17 protein-coding genes are annotated in these 21424 nt (G+C 72.7%); 5 read left to right on the top strand and 12 right to left on the bottom strand.

Going from position 1 to position 21424, the window contains the following annotated elements:
* Nucleotides 1-3: 3 nt before the first annotated feature.
* Nucleotides 4-1107, bottom strand: coding sequence for a hypothetical protein (locus tag WMF28_RS22655; protein ID WP_437595321.1), 1104 nt, complete (start codon nt 1105-1107; stop codon nt 4-6).
* 10 nt (nt 1108-1117) lie between these two features.
* Nucleotides 1118-2626: a serine/threonine-protein kinase gene (locus WMF28_RS22650; RefSeq protein ID WP_437595320.1), complete on the bottom strand. Its 1509-nt coding sequence runs from the start codon at nt 2624-2626 to the stop codon at nt 1118-1120.
* Nucleotides 2627-2938: 312 nt separating this feature from the next.
* Here WMF28_RS22650 and WMF28_RS22645 point away from each other — a divergent pair, with 312 nt between their 5' ends.
* Together WMF28_RS22645 and WMF28_RS22640 are read left to right on the top strand one after the other, a co-directional pair.
* On the top strand, nt 2939-3562 hold the full coding sequence (locus WMF28_RS22645) for a TetR/AcrR family transcriptional regulator (protein ID WP_437595319.1): 624 nt from the start codon (nt 2939-2941) through the stop codon (nt 3560-3562).
* 131 nt (nt 3563-3693) lie between these two features.
* The gene (locus WMF28_RS22640; RefSeq protein ID WP_437595318.1) at nt 3694-6003 is read left to right on the top strand and encodes a protein kinase domain-containing protein; all 2310 of its coding nucleotides are present in this window, start codon (nt 3694-3696) and stop codon (nt 6001-6003) included.
* Nucleotides 6004-6093: 90 nt separating this feature from the next.
* Here the strand turns inward: WMF28_RS22640 and WMF28_RS22635 are convergent, their stop codons facing one another.
* The 10 genes from WMF28_RS22635 to WMF28_RS22590 form a co-directional block, all read right to left on the bottom strand.
* The gene (locus WMF28_RS22635; protein ID WP_437595317.1) at nt 6094-7254 is read right to left on the bottom strand and encodes a homogentisate 1,2-dioxygenase; all 1161 of its coding nucleotides are present in this window, start codon (nt 7252-7254) and stop codon (nt 6094-6096) included.
* A complete protein-coding gene (locus WMF28_RS22630) occupies nt 7254-8405 on the bottom strand; it encodes a 4-hydroxyphenylpyruvate dioxygenase family protein (protein WP_437595316.1) in 1152 nt (383 codons plus the stop codon). The genes WMF28_RS22635 and WMF28_RS22630 overlap by 1 nt, the downstream gene beginning before the upstream one ends.
* A gap of 131 nt (nt 8406-8536) precedes the next feature.
* Nucleotides 8537-9514 (bottom strand): fumarylacetoacetate hydrolase family protein, encoded by a 978-nt coding sequence (locus tag WMF28_RS22625; RefSeq protein ID WP_437595315.1) that lies wholly within the window; start codon nt 9512-9514, stop codon nt 8537-8539.
* A 375-nt stretch (nt 9515-9889) separates the two neighbouring features.
* Complete coding sequence (locus tag WMF28_RS22620) at nt 9890-11176, bottom strand: hypothetical protein (protein ID WP_437595314.1); 1287 nt, start codon at nt 11174-11176, stop codon at nt 9890-9892.
* Between the two features lie 90 nt (nt 11177-11266).
* Complete coding sequence (locus tag WMF28_RS22615; protein WP_437595313.1) at nt 11267-11713, bottom strand: DUF3237 family protein; 447 nt, start codon at nt 11711-11713, stop codon at nt 11267-11269.
* Nucleotides 11710-12936: a flavin-dependent oxidoreductase gene (locus WMF28_RS22610; RefSeq protein ID WP_437595312.1), complete on the bottom strand. Its 1227-nt coding sequence runs from the start codon at nt 12934-12936 to the stop codon at nt 11710-11712. The genes WMF28_RS22615 and WMF28_RS22610 overlap by 4 nt, the downstream gene beginning before the upstream one ends.
* A 113-nt stretch (nt 12937-13049) precedes the next feature.
* Entirely contained in the window at nt 13050-14249 is a 1200-nt protein-coding gene (locus WMF28_RS22605; protein ID WP_437595311.1) for an MFS transporter, read from the bottom strand.
* A gap of 59 nt (nt 14250-14308) precedes the next feature.
* The gene (locus WMF28_RS22600) at nt 14309-15373 is read right to left on the bottom strand and encodes a DUF3237 domain-containing protein (protein ID WP_437595310.1); all 1065 of its coding nucleotides are present in this window, start codon (nt 15371-15373) and stop codon (nt 14309-14311) included.
* 268 nt (nt 15374-15641) lie between these two features.
* Nucleotides 15642-16688 carry an alpha/beta hydrolase family esterase gene (locus WMF28_RS22595; protein WP_437595309.1) on the bottom strand — a complete coding sequence of 349 codons (1047 nt, stop codon included), beginning with the start codon at nt 16686-16688 and terminating at the stop codon, nt 15642-15644.
* Between the two features lie 193 nt (nt 16689-16881).
* Entirely contained in the window at nt 16882-17388 is a 507-nt protein-coding gene (locus WMF28_RS22590) for a hypothetical protein (RefSeq protein ID WP_437595308.1), read from the bottom strand.
* 377 nt (nt 17389-17765) lie between these two features.
* On the opposite strand from WMF28_RS22590, the gene WMF28_RS22585 reads away from it, so the two are divergent.
* From WMF28_RS22585 to WMF28_RS22575, 3 genes are read left to right on the top strand one after another with little or no spacing between them, the layout of a single operon-like run.
* Nucleotides 17766-18464, top strand: a complete 699-nt coding sequence (locus WMF28_RS22585) for an RNA polymerase sigma factor (protein WP_437595307.1) — start codon at nt 17766-17768, stop codon at nt 18462-18464.
* The gene (locus WMF28_RS22580) at nt 18461-19342 is read left to right on the top strand and encodes a tetratricopeptide repeat protein (RefSeq protein WP_437595306.1); all 882 of its coding nucleotides are present in this window, start codon (nt 18461-18463) and stop codon (nt 19340-19342) included. Before WMF28_RS22585 ends, WMF28_RS22580 begins: the two co-directional genes overlap by 4 nt.
* A gap of 49 nt (nt 19343-19391) precedes the next feature.
* Complete coding sequence (locus WMF28_RS22575) at nt 19392-21203, top strand: LA_2272 family surface repeat-containing protein (protein ID WP_437595305.1); 1812 nt, start codon at nt 19392-19394, stop codon at nt 21201-21203.
* Nucleotides 21204-21424 lie beyond the last annotated feature (221 nt).

Here is a 21424-nt window from a genome sequence, read left to right as displayed (position 1 = left end):
GGCTCACATGGACCAGCGGAGCCCGGCGTAGCGCGGGCCGATGACGAGCTCGGGCGGCGGCGCCGGCGCGGAGGCGGCCTTCCTCTCCGCCTGGACCGGCACCTTGCGGCCGCCGATGATGGCGAGCGGGATGCCGACGCCGGCGAAGACGAGGCCGCCGATGACGAGCGCGTACCCGGCGTCCATCTCGCTGTCCTCCTCCGCGTAGCCAAACTCTTCCTCGAACGGGTCGAGCTCCTCCCCGGACTCGCAGCCCGGGCCCGAGCACGCGGAGGCGATCGCCAGGGCCCCGCCGATGAGGGCGACGGTGCCGATGCTCGTCAGGACGATGCCCGTGACCATCATCCCCTTGCTGCGGCGCCGGGTCAGCGGCTCGGCCGGCGGGGCCGGCGCGCGTCCGGCGACCGGCGCGAACGCGGCGCCGCTGGCCGGCGGCGCGGCGGCGCGCGGCGCGACGGCGGCGCTCACCGGCGGCGCGGCGGTGCTGGCCGGCGGCGTGGCGGCGCGCGCCGGCGCGCTTGCGGGCAGCGGGGGGATGGCCACCGTCTCCGAGGCGCCCGCCCGGGTGAGCTCGACGGCCTTCACGAACGGCGTTCGGCCGGCGGCGGAGGCCTCGATCGTGTGCTTTCCGGGATCCAGGGGCACCGGCGTGCCCCACTGCGCGCGCCCCACGGGGGCGCCGTCGCGCTTCACCTGGAGGTCGGCCGGGGCGTCGGCTGGCGCCGTGATCGTCAGCCGGATGAGCCTCGGCTCCAGCGCCGTGGCGCGCTGCCGCGCGACCTTCTCGCGCTCCGCCTGGCCGGCGGCCTTCGCCGCGCCGGCCACGTCGAGGAACGTCGACCAGGCGCTCGCCGTCCGGCCGATCTGCTCGTAGCAGGCCGCGAGGTTGAACTGCGTGCCGATCCCCGGGTCGAGCCGCTGGCTCTCCTCGAGCTTGGGGCACGCGTCGGCGTACTTGCCCTGGGCCATCAGCTGCCTGGCCGCGTCGAACAGCGCCTGCGCGGCCGCCGTATCGGCCCTGGCGTCGCGGCCGCCCCCCACGAGGGCGGCAAGGAACATCGCGAGCGCCAGCAGGCGCCCGAGGTGCTGCATGGGCAGGCTCGTCATGATCGTGTCCTCACTTGCGATCGTCGAACAGGTTGCCGCTGGTCGGCGCGGCGGCCGGAGCGGCGGCCGGCCGGGCGGTCCGGATCTGCGGCGCGGTCGCGGCGACTGCGGGTCGGGGAGCGGCGCTCGCCGGTCGCGCCGCCGCGGGCCTGGCGCTGGCCGGCGGCGCCGAGGCCGCCTGGGCCGGACCCGGCGCCGCGCGGTCCTCCGCGGGCGCGGGCGCCTCGACGCCGCCCGGCGTGACGGCCGGCGAGAGCGCCGCGGGCGTGTCCGGCGGCGCCGCGGAGCCCGCCGGCGACGGCGCCGCGGGCGCCTCCGGCAGCGCCGCGGAGCCCGCCGGGGACGACGCGGCCGAGGCGCTGCCGGACGGCTCGGTCGCGGCGCCGTCGCCGCGCGCGCGGGCGCTCAGGAAGCCGAAGACCGCGAGCGCGGCGACCAGCGACAGGCCGATGCCGGCCAGCGCGACGGCGAGCCCCACCGGCCGCTTCCGCGGCACCACCGTATCGGTCCACGCCGGGGAGGTGTTCACCATGGTCGGGGAGGTCGCCCCGCTCCGCGCCGGGGTGTCCGGCCGCGAGGGCGCCGAGCTCCGGGAGATCCCGCTGATCCGGTCGACGGACAGCCGCGCCCGCCCGGTCACGAACGGCGCGAGCGCCTCGGCCAGCGCGCCCACGTCGCGGAAGCGCCGCTCCGGCAGCTTCTCCAGGCACCGGAGGATCACCGCCACGAGCGCCGGGGGCACGTCGGGGCGGAGCGAGGCGAGCGGGCGGGGGATCCCCTGCATGATCGCCACGCAGAGCTGCGGCATGGTCGCGCCGTCGAACGGCGGCGCGCCCGCGAGCAGCTCGAACAGGATGACGCCGAGCGACCAGAGGTCGGTGCGCGCGTCGACGTCGCGGGACGACTTGAGCTGCTCCGGCGACATGTAGAGCGGCGAGCCCATGACGGCCGTCGTGTCGGTGATCCGCGGATCCGAGCCGCCGGTCGCCACCTTCGAGATCCCGAAGTCGAGCACCTTCACGCACGGGGAGCCGTCGGCGCGCCGCGTCAGGAACAGGTTCGCCGGCTTGAGGTCGCGGTGGACGATGCCCGCGGCGTGCGCCTCGGCGAGCGCCTCGCAGGCCTGGAGCACGTACTCCACCGCGGCCTGCGGGGCCATGGGCCCGCCCGCGCGGAGCGCCTCGGCGAGATCGCTGCCCGACAGGTACTCCATCACCATGTACGGCGTGCCCGAATCGAGCGTCCCGACGTCGGTCACGCGCGCCACGTGCTCGCTCTTGACCTTCACCGCGGCGCGCGCCTCGCGCACGAAGCGCTCGGCGAGCGTGCGCGAGTGGGCCGCGCTGGGCAGCAGCAGCTTGATCGCGACCTGCTCCTCCAGCTGGAGGTGGGTCGCCGCGACGACGACGCCCATCCCGCCGATGCCGATCACCCGTTCGACGCGGTATTTGCCGGCGATCACCTGCCCCTGTCGAACCAGCCCTTCGGCTTCGTCGTGTGTCGGCGCGGTGCTCGTCATGGATCGGTCCCTTCGGCGGCGCCGGATCGCGGATCTCGTGAACCGCGCGATCTTCGCGGAAGATCCGGCGCAAAGCCAGCCCACGATAGCCGCCGGGCGGACGGCGATCAATCTCGGGGCTGGGCTCCGACGCGCCGCGACCGCGCGCCCCGCGCGGCCCGCGCGCCGCCGCGCGGCCGCGCCGACCCGCGCTGCCGCCGCGCCCCCCGCGCGGCCGGCGCCGTCGCGCTGCCCGCGCCCCCGTCGGCTCCCTCCAGCTGTTCGCCGGGCCACTTCCCCCGCGCGTGAATCCGAGAGAACATCGCTCACCTCATGGAGCACGGTCACCCCGGCAGCGCGAGCGAGCGGCGCCAGCGTATCCTCGAGGCGACAGAGCGGCTCCTTTGCCGGTATGGGCCCGCCAAGACGACCGTCGCCGACATCGCGCGCGAGGCCGAGATCGCGGTCGGCGCCGTGTACCTCGAGTTCGCCTCGAAGGACGCCATCGTCGAGGAGCTGTCCCAGGGCCAGCACCGCGCCGTCATGGCCGCCATGCGCGCCGCCGCGGCCGGGGACGGCCAGCCCTTCGGCGACCGGCTGCGCGCGGTCTTCGACACCCGCGCGCGCTCGTTCCTGGAGCTCGCCGGCTCGGGCGCGCACGCGTGCGATCTCGTGCATTGCCAGAGCCGCGCCGTGAAGGCGGCCCACGCCCGCTTCCTCGACGAGGAGCGCGCGCTCCTCCGCGACCTCATCGCGCGCGGCGCCCGCGCGGGCGAGCTCGACGTCGAGGACCCCGAGCTCGCCGCGCGCGCGCTCCTGCGCGCCTATGCGAGCTTCTCCCCTCCGTGGCTGTTCCAGAGCTCCCGCGAGGAGGTGGAAGCGACGCTGTCCGCCGTCCACCGGATCGTCCTTTACGGCCTCGTCGGCCGTGAGCCCGCCCGCAAGCCGGAGCGCTGACTCCGGCGCCGCATATGTGACAGGCGCGGATCGCTGGCTTACCATCGGCTCCTTGCTGGCGGCCAATCGGCGCCTCGCCAGATCGGAGCAGAGCCTTGCAAGCAGCGGTGGGCTATCGATACGAAGAGGTGTTGCAGACGACGAATGAGCGGTGGATCCTCGTGCGTGCCGTGCGCGAGAGCGACGGGAGGCGCGTGCTGCTCAAGGCTCACCTCGACTCACCTCGTCACACGACGGCTCTGGCCGCCGGCGCGCTCCTCAACGAACTCGAGATCACCCGCTCTCTCGACGCCGCGCAGGTGCTGCGCCCCACGCGGATGGAGCGCTGCGGCGAGACGCCGGTCCTCGTCTTCGAGGACGAGGATCTCGTGCCCCTCGACCGGCTCCTCGCGCGCTCACCGCTCGGGATCGAGCAGCTCCTCGCGTGGGCCGCGAGCATGGCCGGCGCGCTCGCCGAGGTGCACGGCGGCGGCGTGATCCACACGTACATCCAGCCGCAGAGCTTCCTCGTCGACCCGAAGGCCGGCGCGGTCCGGCTGACCCATTTCATGTTCTCGACGCGGCTCCGCAACGAGCACCCGCAGGCGCAGAGCGCGGTCGAGGAGGGCAGGCTCCCCTACATGTCGCCCGAGCAGGCGGGCCGGACGAGCCGGACGCTCGACTGGCGCACAGACCTCTACTCGCTCGGGGTCGTGTTCTACGTGATGCTCGCCGGGCGCCTGCCGTTCGACGCCTCGGGCCCGCTCGAGTGGATGCACTCCCCCCGACCCCCCGCGCCGCTGCCCGAGGGCTCCGTGCCTCCGGCCGTGTCGGCCCTCGTCATGAAGCTCCTCGCGGAGGACGCCGAGGCGCGGTACCAGAGCGCAGAGGGCCTGGCGAGAGACCTGCTCAGGTGCCAGCGCTCGCTCCGCGAAGACGGTCGTATCGCCCCGTTCCCTCCAGGCGAGCGCGACGCCTCCGGTCGCTGCTGCCTCCCGCACCGCCTGGTCGGGCGCGAGGGGGAGGCGCAGCGGTCCCTGTCGCCGCTGCTCAACGCGGCGCGCGTCCTCTCCGAGGAGCTCGTCGTCGAGCGGTTGCTCACCAGCATGGTGCAGGTGCTCATCGAGAACGCCGACGCCGAGCGGGGGGCGCTGCTGCTCGTCCGCGGCGACGGCCTCGTGCTCGTCGCGCAGGGCGTGGCGCACCCGCCGGAGTCGCGGGCGCTGCCGTCGATCCCGCTCGAGGACCAGAGCGACGAGGTCTGCGCCTCGGTGGTGCGGCTCGCCGTGCGCACGCGCCAGAGCGTGATCCACGCCGACGCCTCCCGGGACCCGGCGCTGCGGGACGACCCCTGCGTGAGCTCCCGCAAGGTCCGGTCGATGCTCTGCGCGCCGCTCCTGTGCAGGGAGCGGGTGCTCGGCGCGATCTACCTGGAGAACAACCTGTTCGAGGGGCTCTTCGGGCCCGAGCGGCTCGAGATCCTCCACCTGCTCGCCGCGCAGGCGGCCGTCTCGCTCAGCAACGCGCTTGTCCACGAGGACCTCGAGCGCAGGGTGGACGAGCGCACGCGCGAGCTCCGGAGCACGCAGCAGAGGCTCGCCGACGCCGCGCGCAAGGCGGGGATGGCCGAGGTCGCGGACAGCGCCGTGCACAACGTCGGCAACGCGCTGAACAGCGTCATGGTGCTGCGGATGCAGCTCTCGGAGCGGATCGCGGGCTCGCGCGTCCCGCGGCTCGGCCAGGTGGCGCAGCTCCTGAAGACGCACAGGGACGACCTCGCGGGGTTCTTCGCGGCGGACCCGCGCGGCCAGCGGCTGATCGAGTACGTCGAGGAGCTGGCCCGGCACCTCGCGGCCGAGCAGGAGGCCGCGGCCAGCGAGCTCTCGGAGCTCGGCGAATGCGTGAGCCGCATCCGCGACATCGTGTCGGATCAGCTGCGCAACGCCGGGATGAAGATCATCGTCGAGCCGGTCGTTGTCTCCTCCGTGGTCGAGGACGCCCTGCGCGTCGGGCTGAACCGCGCCGAGCGCGCGCACCACGGCATCGAGGTCGTCTGCGAGCTCTCGGACGACGCGCGGGTCGAGACGGACCGGCGCCGGCTGCTGCAGATCGTCACGAACCTCATCACCAACGCGCGGCGGGCGGTGTGCCACGCGGCGGGCCCGGATCGCCGGGTCCTCGTCCGGTGCGCGCCGCGGGAGGAGGGTGGCTGCTCGGTGGAGGTCGAGGACACCGGCGTGGGCATCGCGTCGGAGCATCTGGCGCGGCTGTTCCAGCAGGGGTTCACCACGTGGCCCGAGGGCACGGGGCTCGGCCTGCACGCGAGCGTGCTGGAGGCCCGCCTGCTCGGCGCGGCCCTCCGCGCGGAGAGCCAGGGCCCCGGCCTGGGCGCGAAGTTCACGCTCGAGCTCCCGGCCACCGCGCCCCGGCGCGGGAGGATCGACGCCGAGGCGCTCGCTTGAGAAGGCGGCTGCGCGAAGCGGCCTCGGGGAGAAGGAAATCAACGAGTTCCTGAACCGCTGCTTCTCGATGCGCCGAGCGCCTGATCCGGATCAGGGGCCCGCGATGAAGCTGTCCTGGTAGCCCGGGTCCTCCACCTCGAGCGCGGCCGGGGTGGCCGCGAGCGGGCGGATCGTGTCGAGCATGACGGCGAGCTCGCTCGTCTCGCGGCTCCCGAGGCTCGCCTCGTACGCGCCGGGGTGCGGCCCGTGCGGCACGCCGGCCGGGTGGTGCGAGATGCTGCCGGGGCCGACGCCGCGGCGCGAGGTGAAGTTGCCGCGGCAGTAGAACAGCAGCTCGTCGCAATCGACGGACGAGTGGGGGTAGGGGCAGGGGATCGCCTCCGGGTGGAAGTCGACCGGGCGCGGCACGAAGCTGCAGATGAGGGCGCCCCGCGCCGCGAACGTCCCGTGCCAGTCCGGCGGCAGGTGCACCAGCCCGACGCGCGGCTGGAAGCTCTGGATCGGGAACGCGAACGGGTACACCGTCCCGTCCCAGCCGACGACATCGAGCGGCGAGCGCTCGCAGGCGAAGCCGTGGAACGCGCCGCCGCGCTTCACGACGAGCGCGCGGATGCCCTCGTCGAGGGGGCCGACGAACGTCGGCCGCCGGAAATCGCGGTGGGAGTAGGGCGCGTCCATCCGCAGCTGGCCGACCTCGTTGCGCCACTTGCGCGGGAGGTGGATGTCCGCCGCCTCGATCGAGAGCCACTGCTGGGGCGCGGCGTCCGGGAGGAAGCGGTGGAAGAGCCCCTTCGGGACGACGACGTAGTCGTCCCGCTCGAAGCGGAGATCGCCGAGCATCGTGCGCAGGACGCCGCCGCCGCGGAAGACGAAGAGCAGCTCGTCGGCGTCGGCGTTCGCGAAGTACACCGGATCATCGGCGTCCGGCTGGGCGATCCCGATCACCACGTCGTCGTTGAACAGCAGCGGCACGCGGCAGTCGATCGCGGGCCCGCCCCGGCGCGGCAGCTCCTGCGACCGGTAGTGCCGCTTCGCGAGCGGGCGCGCCGGCGCGGCGACCGGCAGCGCGAAGCCGTGCGCCGCCCGCGCGACCCGGTGCTCGTGCGGCCGGCGCTCGTGGTAGGCGATCGTGTAGGGGCCGTCGAAGCCCTCCCGCGTCAGGCACTCCTCGTAGCGGAGCTCCCCCGCCTCGCTCCGGAGGGCGATGTGGTGCTTGCGCGGCACGCTCCCGGCGACGACGCGATCGAGCATCAGCCGCTCCCTTCCGCTTTCTGCTGCCGCTCGATGCTCTCGAACAGCGCCCGGAAGTTGCCGGCGCCGAAGCCGCGGTCCCCCTTGCGCTGGATGAGCTCGAAGAAGAACGGCCCGGCGTCGGGATCGCGGTGCGTGCCGGCCGACTCCTTGAGGAAGATCTGGAGCAGGTACGACCTCGCGCCGTCGCCGTCGACCAGCACCTCGAGCTCCCGCAGCGCCGCCACGTCCTCGTCGAGCTGCCCGACGCCGAGCTGCTGCAGGCGCTCGGGCAGCATGTCGTAGTAGGCGGCCGGGGTCGGCATGAACTCCACGCCGCGCGCGCGCATCGCCCGCACGGCCGCGAGGATGTCCTCCACGGCGAGCGCCACGTGCTGCACCCCGTCGCCGCGGTGCTCCTCGTTGAAGACGTTGATCTGCGAGCTCTTGAAGTAGGGCCGGTAAGGCTCGTTGTTGGCGAACTTCACGCCCGAGCCCGGGTCCCACATCACGGCCGAGCGCAGGCCCGAGCCGTGATCGGCGCCCTCCGCGACGTCGTTCGTGTGGAACGCGATCTTCCAGAACGGCTCGAGCCCGAGCACGTGCTCCATCCAGAGCAGGGCGGGCGCCATCGTCTGGAAGTTCGAGGTGATGTGATCGAACCGGGCGAGCCCGAAGCGGTTCTCTCCGCCGCGCGGCGCGTCGTAGGCCACGCAGCCGGGGAACAGCGCCCGGTAGCCGCGCCGCTCCACGAAGCGGAAGGTGGTGTCGCCGAACGGCGTCGTGATCGAGAACGACGCGAACGTGCCGCCCTCGTCCGTCGCCCGGTGGATCTCGTCGATCGGCGTGCCCCCGCGGCCTTCGAGCAGCCGGAAGGCGCGGCCCACGTCCTCCACCTCGAAGATGATCGTGCCCACCCCGTCGGGGTGCTTGCGCAGGTAGCGCCACGCCCGCCCGCCCTCGCCGAGCGGCTGCGAGCACACGATGGCGCACTCGCCGGCCTGGAAGACGACCGACCGCTGCGCCGCCGCCGCCGTGAGCTCCGGCGAGCTCGCGGCGATCTCCTGAAAGTCGAGCTTCTCCGTGTAGAACCTGCGGCTCCGCTCCAGGTCGCGCACGTAATAGTGCAGCGCCTCTACCCGCTTGATGCCGATCGACTCCACCTTGGCCATCCGGATCCTCCGTCGCGAGGGGGTAAACGCAGGGGTGAGCTAGACGCCCCTGTAGGCGAGGGCGATGCGCGCGCGCCAGCTGCGCGAGCTCCGCCAGTGGCCGTAGCGCGTGGTCCGCTTCGCCGGGGCGCTCATCCGGACACCACCCGCTGCGCGATGCGCCCGAAGAGGCTCTCGCCCGAGCGACTCAGCATCTCGATCATGATCGTGTCTCCCGGCTTCATGAAAGGCGTCCTCGCCGCGCCGTGCGAGAGGATCTCGAGCATGCGCTTCTCGGCCAGGCACGACACGCCGCGCGCCGTATCCCGGTTCGAGACGGTGCCGCTGCCGAGCAGGGTCCCGGCCGTGAAGCTGCGGGTCCTGGCGATGTGCTCGACGAGATCGAAGAACGAGAAGTGCATCTCCGGGCCGGCCTCGGGATCGCCGATGAGCGCGCCGTTGTAGGTCGAGCGGAGCGGCAGGTGGACGCGCCCGTCCCGGAACGCGTCGCCGAGCTCGTCCGGCGTGATCGCGAACGGAGAGAACGCCGTGGCGGGCTTCGAGCAGAAGAAGCCGAACCCCTTCGCGAGCTCGGCGGGCACGAGGTTGCGCAGCGTCACGTCGTTGGCCAGCAGGAAGAGGCGGAGTTGCCGGTCGGCCTCGTCACGGCGCGTGCCCTGCGGGGTGTCGCCGAGGACGACGCAGACCTCGGCCTCGAAATCGAGGCCCCACGCCTCGTCGCGCAGGACGATGTCGTCGGTCGGCCCGAGGAGGACGCCGGAGCCGCCCTGGTACACGAGCGGATCGGTCGTGAGCGTCGCGGGGGGCTCGGCGCCGCGCGCCTTGCGCACGAGCTCGATGTGATGGATGTAGGCCGATCCGTCGACCCACTCGTACGCGCGGGGCAGGGGCGCAGCGAGCTCTTCCATGACGAGCGGGGCCACCGCCGCGTCGCCGCGCTCGATGTCGTCGGCGATGCGGCGCAGCGCGGGCTCGGCGCGCTCCCAGTCGTCGAGCGCAGCCTGGAGCGTCGGGAAGGCGGCGCCGGCCGGCGCGCAGGCGAGGCCGTCGCGGCGGACGATGACGAGCGTGCCGTCGCGGCCGGGGCCGCGGAGAGAGGCGAGCTTCATGCGCGTGCGAGCTCCTCGTGGCGCCCCGGGCGTCTCTTCGCCTCCGCTCGACGAGCAGGAGCCCCGTCGCGCCTGCCAGGGCTCGTCCTTCGTTGCGCGCTGCGCATCGGGTAACCGGTTGAACGGATCCGCATGAACACCGGATTGGATGTTTTCACGACGCTCCACGATCCTGTGCAGCGCGCCATGGAGGTGACTGCAACGACTTCGTACCCGATCCCTCTGGCTCGCGGCATAGGCATACTCACCTATGCCGCGATGCGAGACTCACGCCCACGTCGGTGACGTCGACTTGCCGACGGGGCCGCTCCCATGCCGCGCATGACCAGCTCCTCGCAAGCGGGTCGTGGACGCAAGACTCCCAAGCTTCGGGGATCATTTCTGCAGTTGGACGCCGAGGAACAGGGCATTCCCCTTCGCCCCCGAGAGATCGCTCCTTTGATAGCCGAGCGCCGCGCGCGCAGCGTGCCCTTCGATGATGTAGCCCATCTGGGCATCGATGAGCACATAGGGGTCGGCGTTCTTCGGCTTCGCTTGTTGCAGTCGAACCAGAGGCTGCAGCTTCCCGACGCCGACGTTGCTCGGCGTGAGGTAGCTCGCGAGTGCAAAAAAGGAATAGTCGAGCCTCTCGAAGTCTCCAAAGTACTTGTAAAATGCGCCTTCGAGCGTGATCGTGCCCGCCGTGCCGAGGTTCCTTTCGAACAGGATGTCGGCGTTGGCCTCCATGAAGGTGTCCTTGCGCGGGACGCCTGGGGGCATGCCCATCGCGGGGGGCGGCAACGATTCGACTGAACCTTCCCTCTGCACTTCACCCGCCACGCCGAGCGCGAGGATGCTCTTCTCTCCGAGGTACGTGGACTTCTGGTAATAAGCTGGCTCCGGGTCGAGCAAGCTCAAATTGAGCCTCGCCGTGTAGAGCGGGCTCACCGAAGAGTCATGCAGGTTGAAAGCACCGGCGTAATATTTGAATAGGCCGCCCGCTATCTTGCCCCAGGCGGTTACTCCATCGTTGCGCCCGAGAGGCCCCTGTCTCGGACCAATCGGCGGCGCATAGGGTTCGAAGAATCCTGGATAGTTCCACGGCCCCATCGACCACGGCCCGGAGAAGGCGGAGCGATCCGACGGCACGATCATTCGACCGATCCAGACGTTCAGCAAATCATGAAATTTGATCTTGGCGATGGCGTCACGGAGGGTCGCGCTGCCCGCGATGTTGCCCCCCGTCGGGGTCGGCCCAAACTGAGCAACGATCGCGCCCTGCACCCCGATGAACCGGTTGATCTCGCCTGAAAACGACAGATCCAGCTCTCCGTCCGCGAGCAGTCGGTCCATCTTCTCGCGCGCGCCGGGGTTCTGCAGGCGACCTCCGACGCGGGCCCAGGCCGCGACGCTGAGCGGCTTCTTCCATGGCTCCTCCTCTGCCGGAGGCGGCGGCGCCGGCGAAGCTGGGCCGGGCCCGGCCGCGCTTTGCAGTGCCGGCGCGCCGGCGTGGGCCTCCGCAGACGGCGCTCGCGCCGTGGTCGCGTCTGCAGGAGGGCTCGCGGGCTCGGTCGCGGGAGCCGCGATCGGCAGGTCTCCGCCCGCGGGCCCCGGCGGTGCTTCGGGCTGCGCTTGCGCCTGTGCCGACCGGTTGAAGGAAGTGATGCCGACGATGAGGGCCAAGAACCCTGCGCCAACATCGCCCCGGCGTCTCGACGCTCTCGTCTGTGTGCTCATGCGTTCTCCGTGAGGTCTCAGCAACGGTCGCGCCCCCTAGCCGATCTCGTACACCGTGAGCCGCACCCGGTCGGCCAGCCGCTCGCCCACGGCCAGGGCCAGCACGGCGTTCAGCCGCAGGAGCCCTGGCGCCGAGGTGCGCATACGGATGGCGGTGCGGAAATAGTAGAGCCTGGGATCCACGGCCTCGCCGCGCCCGAGCGCCGCCAGCACCTCCGGCGGCCCGGCGCGGACGCCTTCGGAGAGGATCTCCACCGTCCCATGGCCGGCGATGTCGAGGATGTAATGGGCGGAGATGTCCATCCGTCCGTCGGCCCAGATCGTCTGCCAGTCGCCGCCCGGCAGCACCCGGCCCTCGAGGCCGCCGGCCACCGTGCCGCCGACGATCGGGATGAAGCGCCGGCCGGGCGGGCTCGGACTGACGGTGACCGGCGGGTCCACCGTCACCTCGAGCGTCATCAGGCGAACGAGGGGCGGGCTCACGCGCGGGGCTCCGAGGCGCGCTTGAGGCCGGTGAGCACCTTGTAGCGGGCGGCGATGGCCGAAAGCTCGCCGGGGGCGAAGACGTCCTCGATACGCTCGAAGCCGTCGGGCGCGCGGTCCTGGGCGATCTGCATGCACTGCTCCGGGCCGTTGCCGCGATTGGCCGCGACGATGGCGGCGGTGGCGGGCAGGCGCTCGGCCTCGTAGGCGGCGAGCGCCTCCACCGGATCGGTATGGGCAGCGAGCGCGCGGACCAGGGCGCGGGCGTCCAGGATGGCCTGGCTCGCCCCGTTGGAGCCGATCGGATACATGGGATGGGCGGCGTCGCCCAGCAGGGTCATGCGCCCATGGCTCCAGCGCGGCAGGGGATCGCGGTCGACGAGCGGGAACTCGTAGATCGCCTCGGCGCTCCGGATCAGGCCGGGCACATCCAGCCAGTCGAAGCGCCAGGCCTCGAACCTGGGCAGGAAGTCGGCGGGATCGCCCGTCCGGTTCCAGTCCTCCCGTCGCAGGCTCTCGGCGACGGTGAGCTCGGCGATCCAGTTGACCCTCTGCCGGCCGTCCGGCCCCGGCGGGGAAATGGGATAGGCGACGAACTTCTGGTCCTGATGCCCGGCCATGATCATGCTGGCGCCGGTGAGGAAGGGCGCCGCCAGGCTGGTCGCCCGCCACAGGATGCGGCCGCCATAGACCGGCGGCCCCTCGTCCGGATAGAGGCCGGCGCGCGCCGCCGAATGGATGCCGTCGGCGCAGATCAGGAGGTCGGCGGGAACCTCCGAGGCCACGCCCTCGCGATTGAAGAAGCGCGCCACGATGCGGCCTCCGTCCTCTTCATGGTCCGAGAGGCGCCGGTCGCAGATCACCCGGCCTGCGCCCAGCCGCTCGACGGCGGCGTCGAACAGCACGCCCTGCAGGGCGCCGCGGTGCAGGGAGATCTGCGGCGCGGCGTGACCCGCGAAGCGGCCGCGCGGCTCGCCCCAGATGCGCTGGCCGAAGCGGTTGAAATAGACAAGCTCGCGGGTCGCCACCCCCTGGGCCAGCAGGGCCTCGACGAGGCCCAGCTCGTCCAGCACCTCGCCGGCGTGGGGCAGGAGGTTGATGCCGACCCCGAGCGGCAGGATGGTGGGCGCGGCCTCGAACACCGTCACCTCGTGGCCCGAGGCGTGCAGCGCCAGAGCCGCGGCCAGGCCGCCGATCCCGGCGCCTGCGACGATCACCTGCATAAAGTCCTCCCGCAGACATGCGGCTTGAAGCCGCCTGTTGTTATAGGCTTTGATGATGGTTTGGTCCCGACGTCAACCGCGACGGCCCGGCGCTGATCGCCGCCGCCCATTCCTCAATCACTGGCATAGCGGCCGCGGAGGGTCATCACCGCGGCCGCCACCCCGGCCGACAGCACCACTGGCACCATGGCCATGGCCACGGCGGTGGGGCCCCAGCCCTGGCCCAGCAGGAGGCCCGCCATCAGCGGCCCGCCGATGGAACCCAGCCGGCCGGCGGCGATGGAGGCGCCGGTGGCCAGCCCGCGCGCCGGCGCCGGGTAATAGAGCGGGATGACGCCATAGAGCGAATATTGCGCGCCCAGCAGGAAGAAGCCGCCCAGCCCGGCCAGCACCACCACCGGCGGCAGGCTGTCGGCCCACGCCAGCCCGAACAGCGACAGGGCCAGCGCGGGATAGGCCGCGATGATGGGAAGGCGCGGCCCGAGCCGGTCCACCAGCGCGCCGATGATCCAGCAGCCGAGGACGCTGCCGACATTGAAGGCGAAGGCGGCCCCAGCGCCCCCGGTCCCGCCCAGGCCCTTGGCCGCCACGAGCGACGGCAGCCAGTTCAGCAGCAGATACAGCACCAGCAGCGTCAGGCCGAAGGTGAACCAGGCCAGCAGCGTGACAAGCAGCCGGCCCTCGCCGAACAGCGCCTGCGCGCTGCCCGGCCGCCGGGCGCCGCCGGCCGCCGCCGTGCGGCTGTCGGGCATCAGCCACGCCATGGCCGGCAGCAGCAAGAGCGGCAGCACGCCGCCGACCAGGAAGATGCTGTGCCAGCCGAACCGTTCCAGGAAACCGGCCGCGAACAGCGCCGCCAGCGCCCCGCCGGCCGGCATGCCGCTGAACATCATGGTGGTGGTGCGGGTCCGCCGGTCGGGCGGGGCGATCTCCAGGGCGATGGCCACCAGGGTGGGCATCGCCGCCCCCAGTCCGACCCCAGCCAGGAACCGGTAGAGGCCGAGCGACAGCGGTCCGCCCGCCACAAGGGTGGCCAGCGTGAACAGGCCGAAGACGCCGACAGCCATCATCAGCAGCGGCTTGCGGCCCGTGCGGTCGGCCATCCAGCCGCCGGCCAGCGCGCCGCAGACCAGCCCGGCCATGCCGGCCCCGAACACGACGCCCGCCTGCGCGGGCGAGAGGCCCAGGTCGGGGATCAGCAGGGGGGCGGCCACGCCGATGGCCTGGATATCGAACCCCTCCAGCAGGGCAATCAGGAAGCACAGCGACAGCGTGACCGCGCCGCGTGACGCGTGAGGGGGCGATGCGCCCATGGGGAAATCTCCCGTTTTCGTCCCGTTACCCGGGATGGTTGCAACTGGCCGCACTGGAGCTATCTGCGTTCGTAGAAGGTGAGGCTGACACCGCCCGCCGCGCCTCCCGGGTCGGAGCTCACGTATTGCTTCGTGTTGAGGATCGCGTAGGGGCCGTCCGCGCGCGTCTCGAAGACCGGGATGAGCGCGCCGAACGGTCCACAGTTCCTCACCACGATGACCTCGCCGTTCGAGGACAGCGCGTACCTGGCGTCCAGCACCGTGCTCGATCCGAGGAGCTGGTAGTCCGCGCCTCCGGGGAGCACCGAGCCCGACAGGCCGCTGAGCAGCATTCCACCGGTGACTGTGCCCCCGGTGATGGGAATGATGTTGCGCGTGCCGCGCTTGCTCGCGCCGACGGAGATGGAAGCACCGAGCGTGACGGACTCGGTGAACACGCTCGAGCCCCTCGCCCCGGTCGCCGTCGAGCACTCCCACGATTGGTTGGGAACGCCCTCGGGATCCTTGAGCTGGATCTTCGGCTCTCCGGCGGCCACGTCGGCGATGTCGTAGACGTCGATCTGGACCGTGCCCGCCGCGGCGTCGACGACACGGGTGCCCGCGAACTTCCCTGTGTTGAGCCAGGCGAGCGAGCTCGATGTCGCGACCTCGAAGTCCGGGACGATCCGGACGACCGCATCGCCGGCGGGCGCGACGCCGCAGCTCCGCAGGTAGATGAGGGTGCCGTCGCTCGCTCTCAGGATGTTGATCTCCTCGAGCTCGACGGATCCGTTCGACAGCGTGAGCTCGAGTTCCATGCCGCCCGTGAGGAACGTGGCCTGGACCTTGTCGCCCGTGAGCGTGCCCCCCTTCACGTCGAGGAGGCGGCGGTGTCCGAACTGGGTGGTCCCGACGTCGTGGGTCTCGCCGAGCTGGAGCGTCGCCCGAAAGACGGGCTCGCCGAGCGTGGGGAGCGGGATGCCGCCGGGCATGCCGCAGGTCCACGATGGATCGGGGACGATCGTCGCCTCGCCGCCGCCGTTGCTGTCGCCGCCAGCGCCGGCGCTCCCGCCAGCGCTGCCGCTGCTGCCGCCGGTCTCCCCAGCGCCACCGGCTCCGGCGATCCCGCCACCCGCGCCGTCCATGCCGGCGTCGCCGCCGGTGCCGGTCGTTGCACCAGAGCCGCCCGACGCCGCGCCGCTAGCGCTGCTGCTCGTCGTGGGTCCGCTGCCATCCTCGCTTGACTGACCACACCCTCCAGAGCAGATGCCAAGGATTCCAAACATCAAGGCCTTCGTCGGCCAATTCCCCATCTTCATCGTCGGATCCGTCCATTCAGTGAAGAGCATGTCGTCGATTGGCAGCGGTGGCGCCAGACGTCGTCCATGAAAGTTGCGGCGAGCGAGACCCGACTCAGAACTGCGAGAAGAAGCTCCAGATCGACTCGCCGGAGTTGTTCTGTGGGGCGTGGCCCCCGCTGAACTCGCACCAGACGACGGGATAGCCCGCGTCGCAGCCTTCGTAGCTGACGCAGGGGCTCGGCTCGGTCGGTGTGGTCTGCTGGTCGCAGTGGTTTCGTTCGAGGAAGACATCGCGAGCGCTCCGACCATTATCGACTGGAACCACGTTGTCGGTGTCGCCGTGGGCGCCCCACATGGCCACAGGGTCGTCGCCGTCCTCGCAGCCGCTGTAGAGCGCGCCGGACATGGAGGCGATGGCACGGAAGGTGTCGCCCATCGCGCAGCCGATCGCGTACGACATCATGCCGCCGTAGCTGAATCCCGTCGAAAAGATCTTGCTCTCGTCGATGCAGAGATCGGCGCTGAGGCGGTCGAGCATGGCGCGGAGGAACGCGATGTCGCGGCCGCTCTTGTTCTCCCAGCCCTGGTCGATGCCCTCGGGCGAGACGAAGATCGCCGAGCCGCCGGCGCGGCCCTGGAGGCCGTAGTAGCCGCCGCCGAACCCGGTCGCGACCTGCTCGGCCGAGCCGCCGCGGGGATGCCAGGCGAAGATCAGCCGGTAAGGACGACTCGAATCATAGTCGTCCGGCACGGCGAGGATGTACTCGCGCGTCGTGCCCCCGACATCGATGCTGAAACGGCCGCTCGTCGGCTCCGTCGTGCTACCGCAGCCCGCGCTCTCCGTCTCTCCCCCCGAACCGCTCGAGCTGGAGCCGACGGAGCCCGCGCCGCCCGCGCCGGCTCCCCCCGAGGTCGGGTGCCCGCCGCTGCCGCTGGCGCCACCGACAGCGCCCGACGAGCCACCCGTCGCCGACGAGCCACCCGTGGCACCGGAGCCGCTGGTGCTGGCGTCAGCGAGCCCTCCGGCGCTGGCGCTGCCGGCCGGTGCCTCGGTCGTCCCGTCTCCCTGGCTGGAGCAGGCCATCGCCGCGAACGCCGCGAACGCCGCGAGCGCGACGACCTCGGGAACCGTCGTGCCGAAATTGCGGAGCGTTTTCATGGGTCCTCGCCTCGTCCAAGATCGCCGTCCGTCCTCGCATCTTCCGATGCAGGTGCCTGCGACGAACTTGTACCCGAGCCCGCAGGATCGAGGCATAGGCATACTCGCCTATGCCTCGACGCGAGGCGTCACGACCCCATCGAGACGGCGTTTCGTGTTCGGCGCGCTTTGCCGCGGGGGAGCGCGGCGCGGCTCAGGTGCAGAGGCCTTCGACGCACGCGCCGCCGCTCGGGCAGTCGCAGTCCGCCTCGCAGGAGAGCGCCGGCTCGGGCGGCGGCTCGCAATAGCCGGCCTCGCAGGATTCGCCCTCGGGGCAATCGCACGAGGCCGCGCACGGGACCTTGCAGGCCCCCGCGACGCACTCGCTGCCGCTCGGGCAGTCGCAGTCCGCCTTGCAGGCGCCCGGGTTCTCCGAGGAGCTCCCGCCCTCGCCGGCGCTGCTCGAGCCGCCTCCGCCGGCGCTGCTCGAGCCGCCTCCGCCGGCGCTGCTCGAGCCGCCGTCGTCGTCGTCGTCGCGGTCCGGGCGCTCCGCGTGGGGGACGTCGGGGGCGTCGGGAGCATCGCGATCTTCGTGCCAGAAGCACTCCTCCTCGTCGTCGTCCCAGTCGCAGTGGGTGTTGATATGGCAACCGATCATCGTCGTGGAGACGAAGCACAGAGAGAGACCAAGACCCCACTCGAAAGCCGTGCGCATGCTCATAGCGTCATCACTCCTTATCTGCGATGGATCCGTGGCCGCGGCGCCGCGCGTCGCGGCGGCGCCTTCTGCCCACTCGATGCTGCGTGCCCGCTGCCGCGCGCTTCGTTCAACGGTCGCGAGCCTCGGCACGATTCCGACGCCCACCCGCCCGGAACCCGCCCGGCGGCGGGGGGACCCCCTGAGGGGGTCGATCTCGCCCGCCGGGGTTGAACGTTCCCGACCGGTCCGGGCACGAAATGGACGGCCTCCATGAACGGTCCCCTCCCTTCCGGGCACGAAGCGCTGTGCACCAGGTCGCCTCGAGCCCTCCGACGCCTGCTGACGGCAAAAGGGCAGCGCCGCGGGGCCCGTTCGGATGTAACGATGACAACGCAGGAATGGACCGAGATGGGACGGAGCGATCGGCGGGCTTTCCGCCGGGACAGACGCCGGGCGTCGTTCACCCCGAGCGCGCGGCGGAGAGGTCGCGGCCGATGAGGGCGATCGCGCTCGTCATGCCGTTCCTCTTCTCCCGCGGCGCCGAGCGCGCGCAGGACGAGGAGGAAGCGCTCGTCGAGCGGCTGCGGCGCGGGGACGCCGCGGCGGTGGGCGAGGCGTACGACAAGCATTACGCGGCGGTGCGCGGGTTCGCCCGCCGCCTCACCGGCGACGACGCCGCCGCCGAGGACCTGGCGCACGACGTCTTCGTCAGCTTGCCGCAGGCCGCGCAGCGGTTCCGCGGCGGCTCGTCGCTGAAGACGTTCCTCATCTCGATCGCGGTCAACCATTCCCGCCATCACCTCCGCGGCGCGTCGCGGCGCCGCGCGGCCATGGAGCGGCTCGCCCTGGAGCCCGAGGAGCACGACGCGCCGAGCCCCGAGCGGGAGGCCGGCCGCGCCGCGCTCGCCCAGGCCCTGAACCGCGCCCTCGACGCGCTGCCGGACGCGCAGCGCGCGACGTTCGTGCTCTGCGAGGTCGAGGAGCGCAGCGCGCGCGAGGTGTCCGAGATCCTGGGCGTGCCCGAGGCGACGGTGCGCACGCGGCTGTTCCACGCCAAGCAGAAGCTCCGGACGCTGCTGGAAGAGAGGACCCCATGAAGGACGACGTGCTCCGCGAGGCCGCGCGCGCGCTGCGCGAGGATGCAGACGCGTCGCGCGCCCGTCGTGACGAGACGCGCGCCCGCGTGATGAGGGGCCTCAAGGCGCAGCGCGCCCGCCGGCTCACCACCGTCCGCGTGGTGGTCCCGCTGGCCGCCGTGCTCGTCGGATCGGTCGCGTGGGCCTCGGCCGCGCGCTGGTTCCCGGGCGGCTGGAACGACATCGCGTCCCAGCTCGGCCTGAGCGCGGCCGAGGCGCCGAGCGAGCCGCCCGCGCCGCCGTCGCCGCGCGCGCTGTCCGGGCCGCGGCGCGCGGCCGAGGCGCCCGCGCCGCCGGAGGTCGAGGCGCCCGCGCCGGAGGCCGAGGCGCCCGCGCCGGAGGCCGAGGCGCCCGCGCCGGAGGCCGAGGCGCCCGCGGATCCGCTCGCGCCGGTCCAGCCGTCGATGCCGCCGCCCAGCCCGGACCCCGCGCCGCCGCGCGCGCCGGTGATGGCTGTCGCGCCGCCCGCGCGCAAGGCCGTCGCGCCGAGCGCCGCGCGCGTCCCGCCCGCCCCGCCAAAGGCCGCCGATCCCCAGGCCATCCAGCGCCCGCCGGCCGGGCCCGACGCGGACGCGCTCTATCAAGCGGCGCACCGCGCGCACTTCGTCGAGCGCGACCCGGCGTCCGCGCTCGACGCCTGGAACGCTTACCTGGCCGCTGCCCCGCGCGGCCGCTTCGCCGTCGAGGCCCAGTACAACCGCGCCCTCTGCCTCGTTCGACTCGGCCGCAAGGACGAGGCGCAGCGGGCGCTCGAGCCGTTTGCGCAGGGCACCTTCGGCGGTTACCGCCAGGCCGAGTCGCGCTCGCTGATCGAGGCGATGCGCAGCGCGGACGAGTGAACGTCACGGCGCGTGAACGAACGCGCCGCGAGCGGGCACAGCACGGTTGATGAACACACCCGACATCGCTCTCCTCCCCGCGCCTCTGCGGGGCTCGCCGCGCCGCGAACGGAGCACGTCCGCGCGCGGCGCAGGCCTCCGCGCGGGCGTCCTCCTCGTGCGCTCCCTCGCGGCCGCGGGCGCCTTCGCCGCGATCTCCGCGCCTCCTGCGCGCGTCCTCGCCGAGGCGCCGAGCGCCGTCGGCGTCGAGCTCGTCGTCGATGGCGCGCCGTGGACGCTCGACCCCGACGCGGTGCGCGCCGCCGTCGGCCGCGAGCTCGGCGCCAGCGTCACGCTGGCCTCCGCGGCGACCGCCGGGCGCCCGACGCTGGTCGTCCGCGGCGAGCCCGACGGCCGCGTCACGCTGAGCTACAGCGCCGCGGACGACCGCCGCATCGAGCGCACCATCGACGTCCCCGAGGATCCCGATCGCGCCGCCGAGGCGATCGCCCTGCTCGCGGGCAACCTCGTTCGTGACGAGGCGGCGGAGCTCGCGGCGGCGTTCGGCAAGCGCCCGCGCGAGACGGCGCCGCCGCCGCCGGCGCAGCCGGAGCCCGCCGCGCCCCCCGCAGGCGCGCAGGCCGCGCCTCCCCGCGCCGCGCGCCCTGCGCCGTCCGCGCAGGCCAGGCGAGCCGCGCGCTCCGCGCCCCCGGAGCCTCCTCGGTGCGAGCTCCCCGGCGCGAAGACCGTCGTCCTCGGCGCCGACCTCTTCCCGTTCGTCGGCACCTCGACCGTCGACGGCGCGAACGTCGTCCGCCGCTACTCGCTGAACCTCGCCGGCGGGTACACGGCGGGCATCACGGGCCTCGAGGTCGGCGTCGGCGTCAACATCGCCTCGTCGTTCGTGTGCGGCGCGCAGTTCTCGGCCGGCGCCAACCTCGCGCTCGGTCCGGCGCGCGGGGTGCAGATCTCGGCCGGCCTCAACCTCGCCAGGGGGCTCTGGGGCGCGCAGGTCGGCCCGATCAACGTCACCGCCGGCCCGGTCACGGGCGCGCAGGGCGGCGTGCTCAACATCGCCTCCGGCGCCGTGGACGGTGCGCAGCTCGGTATGGTCAACGTCGCGGCGGGCGCCTCGACCGACCTGCAGATCGGCGTGGCCAACGTCGCCGTGAGCGACGCGACCGACGTGCAGGTCGGCCTCGTCAACCTCGGCGTGGGCGCGGCGACCGGCGTGCAGGTCGGCCTGGCCAGCGTGGCCGCCGGCAAGTCGACGGGCGCTCAGGTGAGCCTCGCCAACCTCTCCGCGGGCGAGTCGACGGGCGTGCAGATCGGGCTCGTCAACGTGGCCACCGGCAAGGTGGAGGGGATGCAGATCGGCCTCGTCAACTACGCCGACGAGTCGCCGTTCTCGTTCGGGCTGCTCAACGTCGTCCGCAACGGCCGCCTCCACCTCGACGTGTGGGGGCTCGAGTCCGGCATCGTCATGGCCGGCCTCAAGAACGGGAGCGACCACTTCCACAACATCTACGGGATCGGCATCCGCATGACGGGCGACCGCCCCCGCATGGTCGTCTCGCTCGGCCTGGGCGGCCGCATCCCCCTCGGCGAGCGCGTCTACGCCGACATGGACCTGCTCGGGTACTCGCTCCACGAGCCCTCGTCGATCAACGCCTCGGCCACGCTGGTGCAGGCGCGCGCGGTCCTCGGCGTCCGCCTCTTCCCGGAGCTCGCTGTCTTCGGCGGCCCCAGCTACAACGTTGCGTTCGGCGACACCGCCGAGGACGCCCGGCTGAGCCCCTACGGCAGCATCCCCCTCGGCATCGGCGACTCGGACGCCCAGCGCCGCTGGCCCGGCGTCGTGCTCGGCGTCCAGGCGTTCTGAGCCAACCGCCGCGCTCGCTCGCGGGGTGGGTTGACGGACGCGTGAACGAATTTACTTTCCGTTCATCGATTCATGGAGCTCGCCCGAGCGGTTGCTCGCGGCGGTCTACGTGAGCGTCCGATCCGCGTGCCGCGCGCTGCCTGACCGGCAGGGGCGCGGCGCGCCGTAACCACCCGTCCATCGAACGAACCGGCAGGGATGGCGCGAGCCGACCGCTGCCC

Source organism: Sorangium sp. So ce590, assembly GCF_051521365.1.
GTDB lineage: Bacteria > Myxococcota_A > Polyangia > Polyangiales > Polyangiaceae > Sorangium.
This window is presented reverse-complemented; position numbering and strand designations above follow the sequence as displayed.

What these genes read in the sequence shown, in the direction of transcription:
- WMF28_RS22645 (WP_437595319.1), top strand. Translation starts at nt 2,939, where the DNA reads ATGGAGCACGGTCACCCCGGCAGCGCGAGCGAGCGGCGCCAGCGTATC.
- WMF28_RS22600 (WP_437595310.1), bottom strand. Translation starts at nt 15,373, where the DNA reads ATGGACGGCGCGGGTGGCGGGATCGCCGGAGCCGGTGGCGCTGGGGAG.
- WMF28_RS22630 (WP_437595316.1), bottom strand. Translation starts at nt 8,405, where the DNA reads ATGGCCAAGGTGGAGTCGATCGGCATCAAGCGGGTAGAGGCGCTGCAC.
- WMF28_RS22595 (WP_437595309.1), bottom strand. Translation starts at nt 16,688, where the DNA reads ATGAAAACGCTCCGCAATTTCGGCACGACGGTTCCCGAGGTCGTCGCG.
- WMF28_RS22635 (WP_437595317.1), bottom strand. Translation starts at nt 7,254, where the DNA reads ATGCTCGATCGCGTCGTCGCCGGGAGCGTGCCGCGCAAGCACCACATC.
- WMF28_RS22655 (WP_437595321.1), bottom strand. Translation starts at nt 1,107, where the DNA reads ATGACGAGCCTGCCCATGCAGCACCTCGGGCGCCTGCTGGCGCTCGCG.
- WMF28_RS22625 (WP_437595315.1), bottom strand. Translation starts at nt 9,514, where the DNA reads ATGAAGCTCGCCTCTCTCCGCGGCCCCGGCCGCGACGGCACGCTCGTC.
- WMF28_RS22605 (WP_437595311.1), bottom strand. Translation starts at nt 14,249, where the DNA reads ATGGGCGCATCGCCCCCTCACGCGTCACGCGGCGCGGTCACGCTGTCG.
- WMF28_RS22585 (WP_437595307.1), top strand. Translation starts at nt 17,766, where the DNA reads ATGGACCGAGATGGGACGGAGCGATCGGCGGGCTTTCCGCCGGGACAG.
- WMF28_RS22575 (WP_437595305.1), top strand. Translation starts at nt 19,392, where the DNA reads ATGAACACACCCGACATCGCTCTCCTCCCCGCGCCTCTGCGGGGCTCG.
- WMF28_RS22590 (WP_437595308.1), bottom strand. Translation starts at nt 17,388, where the DNA reads ATGAGCATGCGCACGGCTTTCGAGTGGGGTCTTGGTCTCTCTCTGTGC.
- WMF28_RS22650 (WP_437595320.1), bottom strand. Translation starts at nt 2,626, where the DNA reads ATGACGAGCACCGCGCCGACACACGACGAAGCCGAAGGGCTGGTTCGA.
- WMF28_RS22580 (WP_437595306.1), top strand. Translation starts at nt 18,461, where the DNA reads ATGAAGGACGACGTGCTCCGCGAGGCCGCGCGCGCGCTGCGCGAGGAT.
- WMF28_RS22610 (WP_437595312.1), bottom strand. Translation starts at nt 12,936, where the DNA reads ATGCAGGTGATCGTCGCAGGCGCCGGGATCGGCGGCCTGGCCGCGGCT.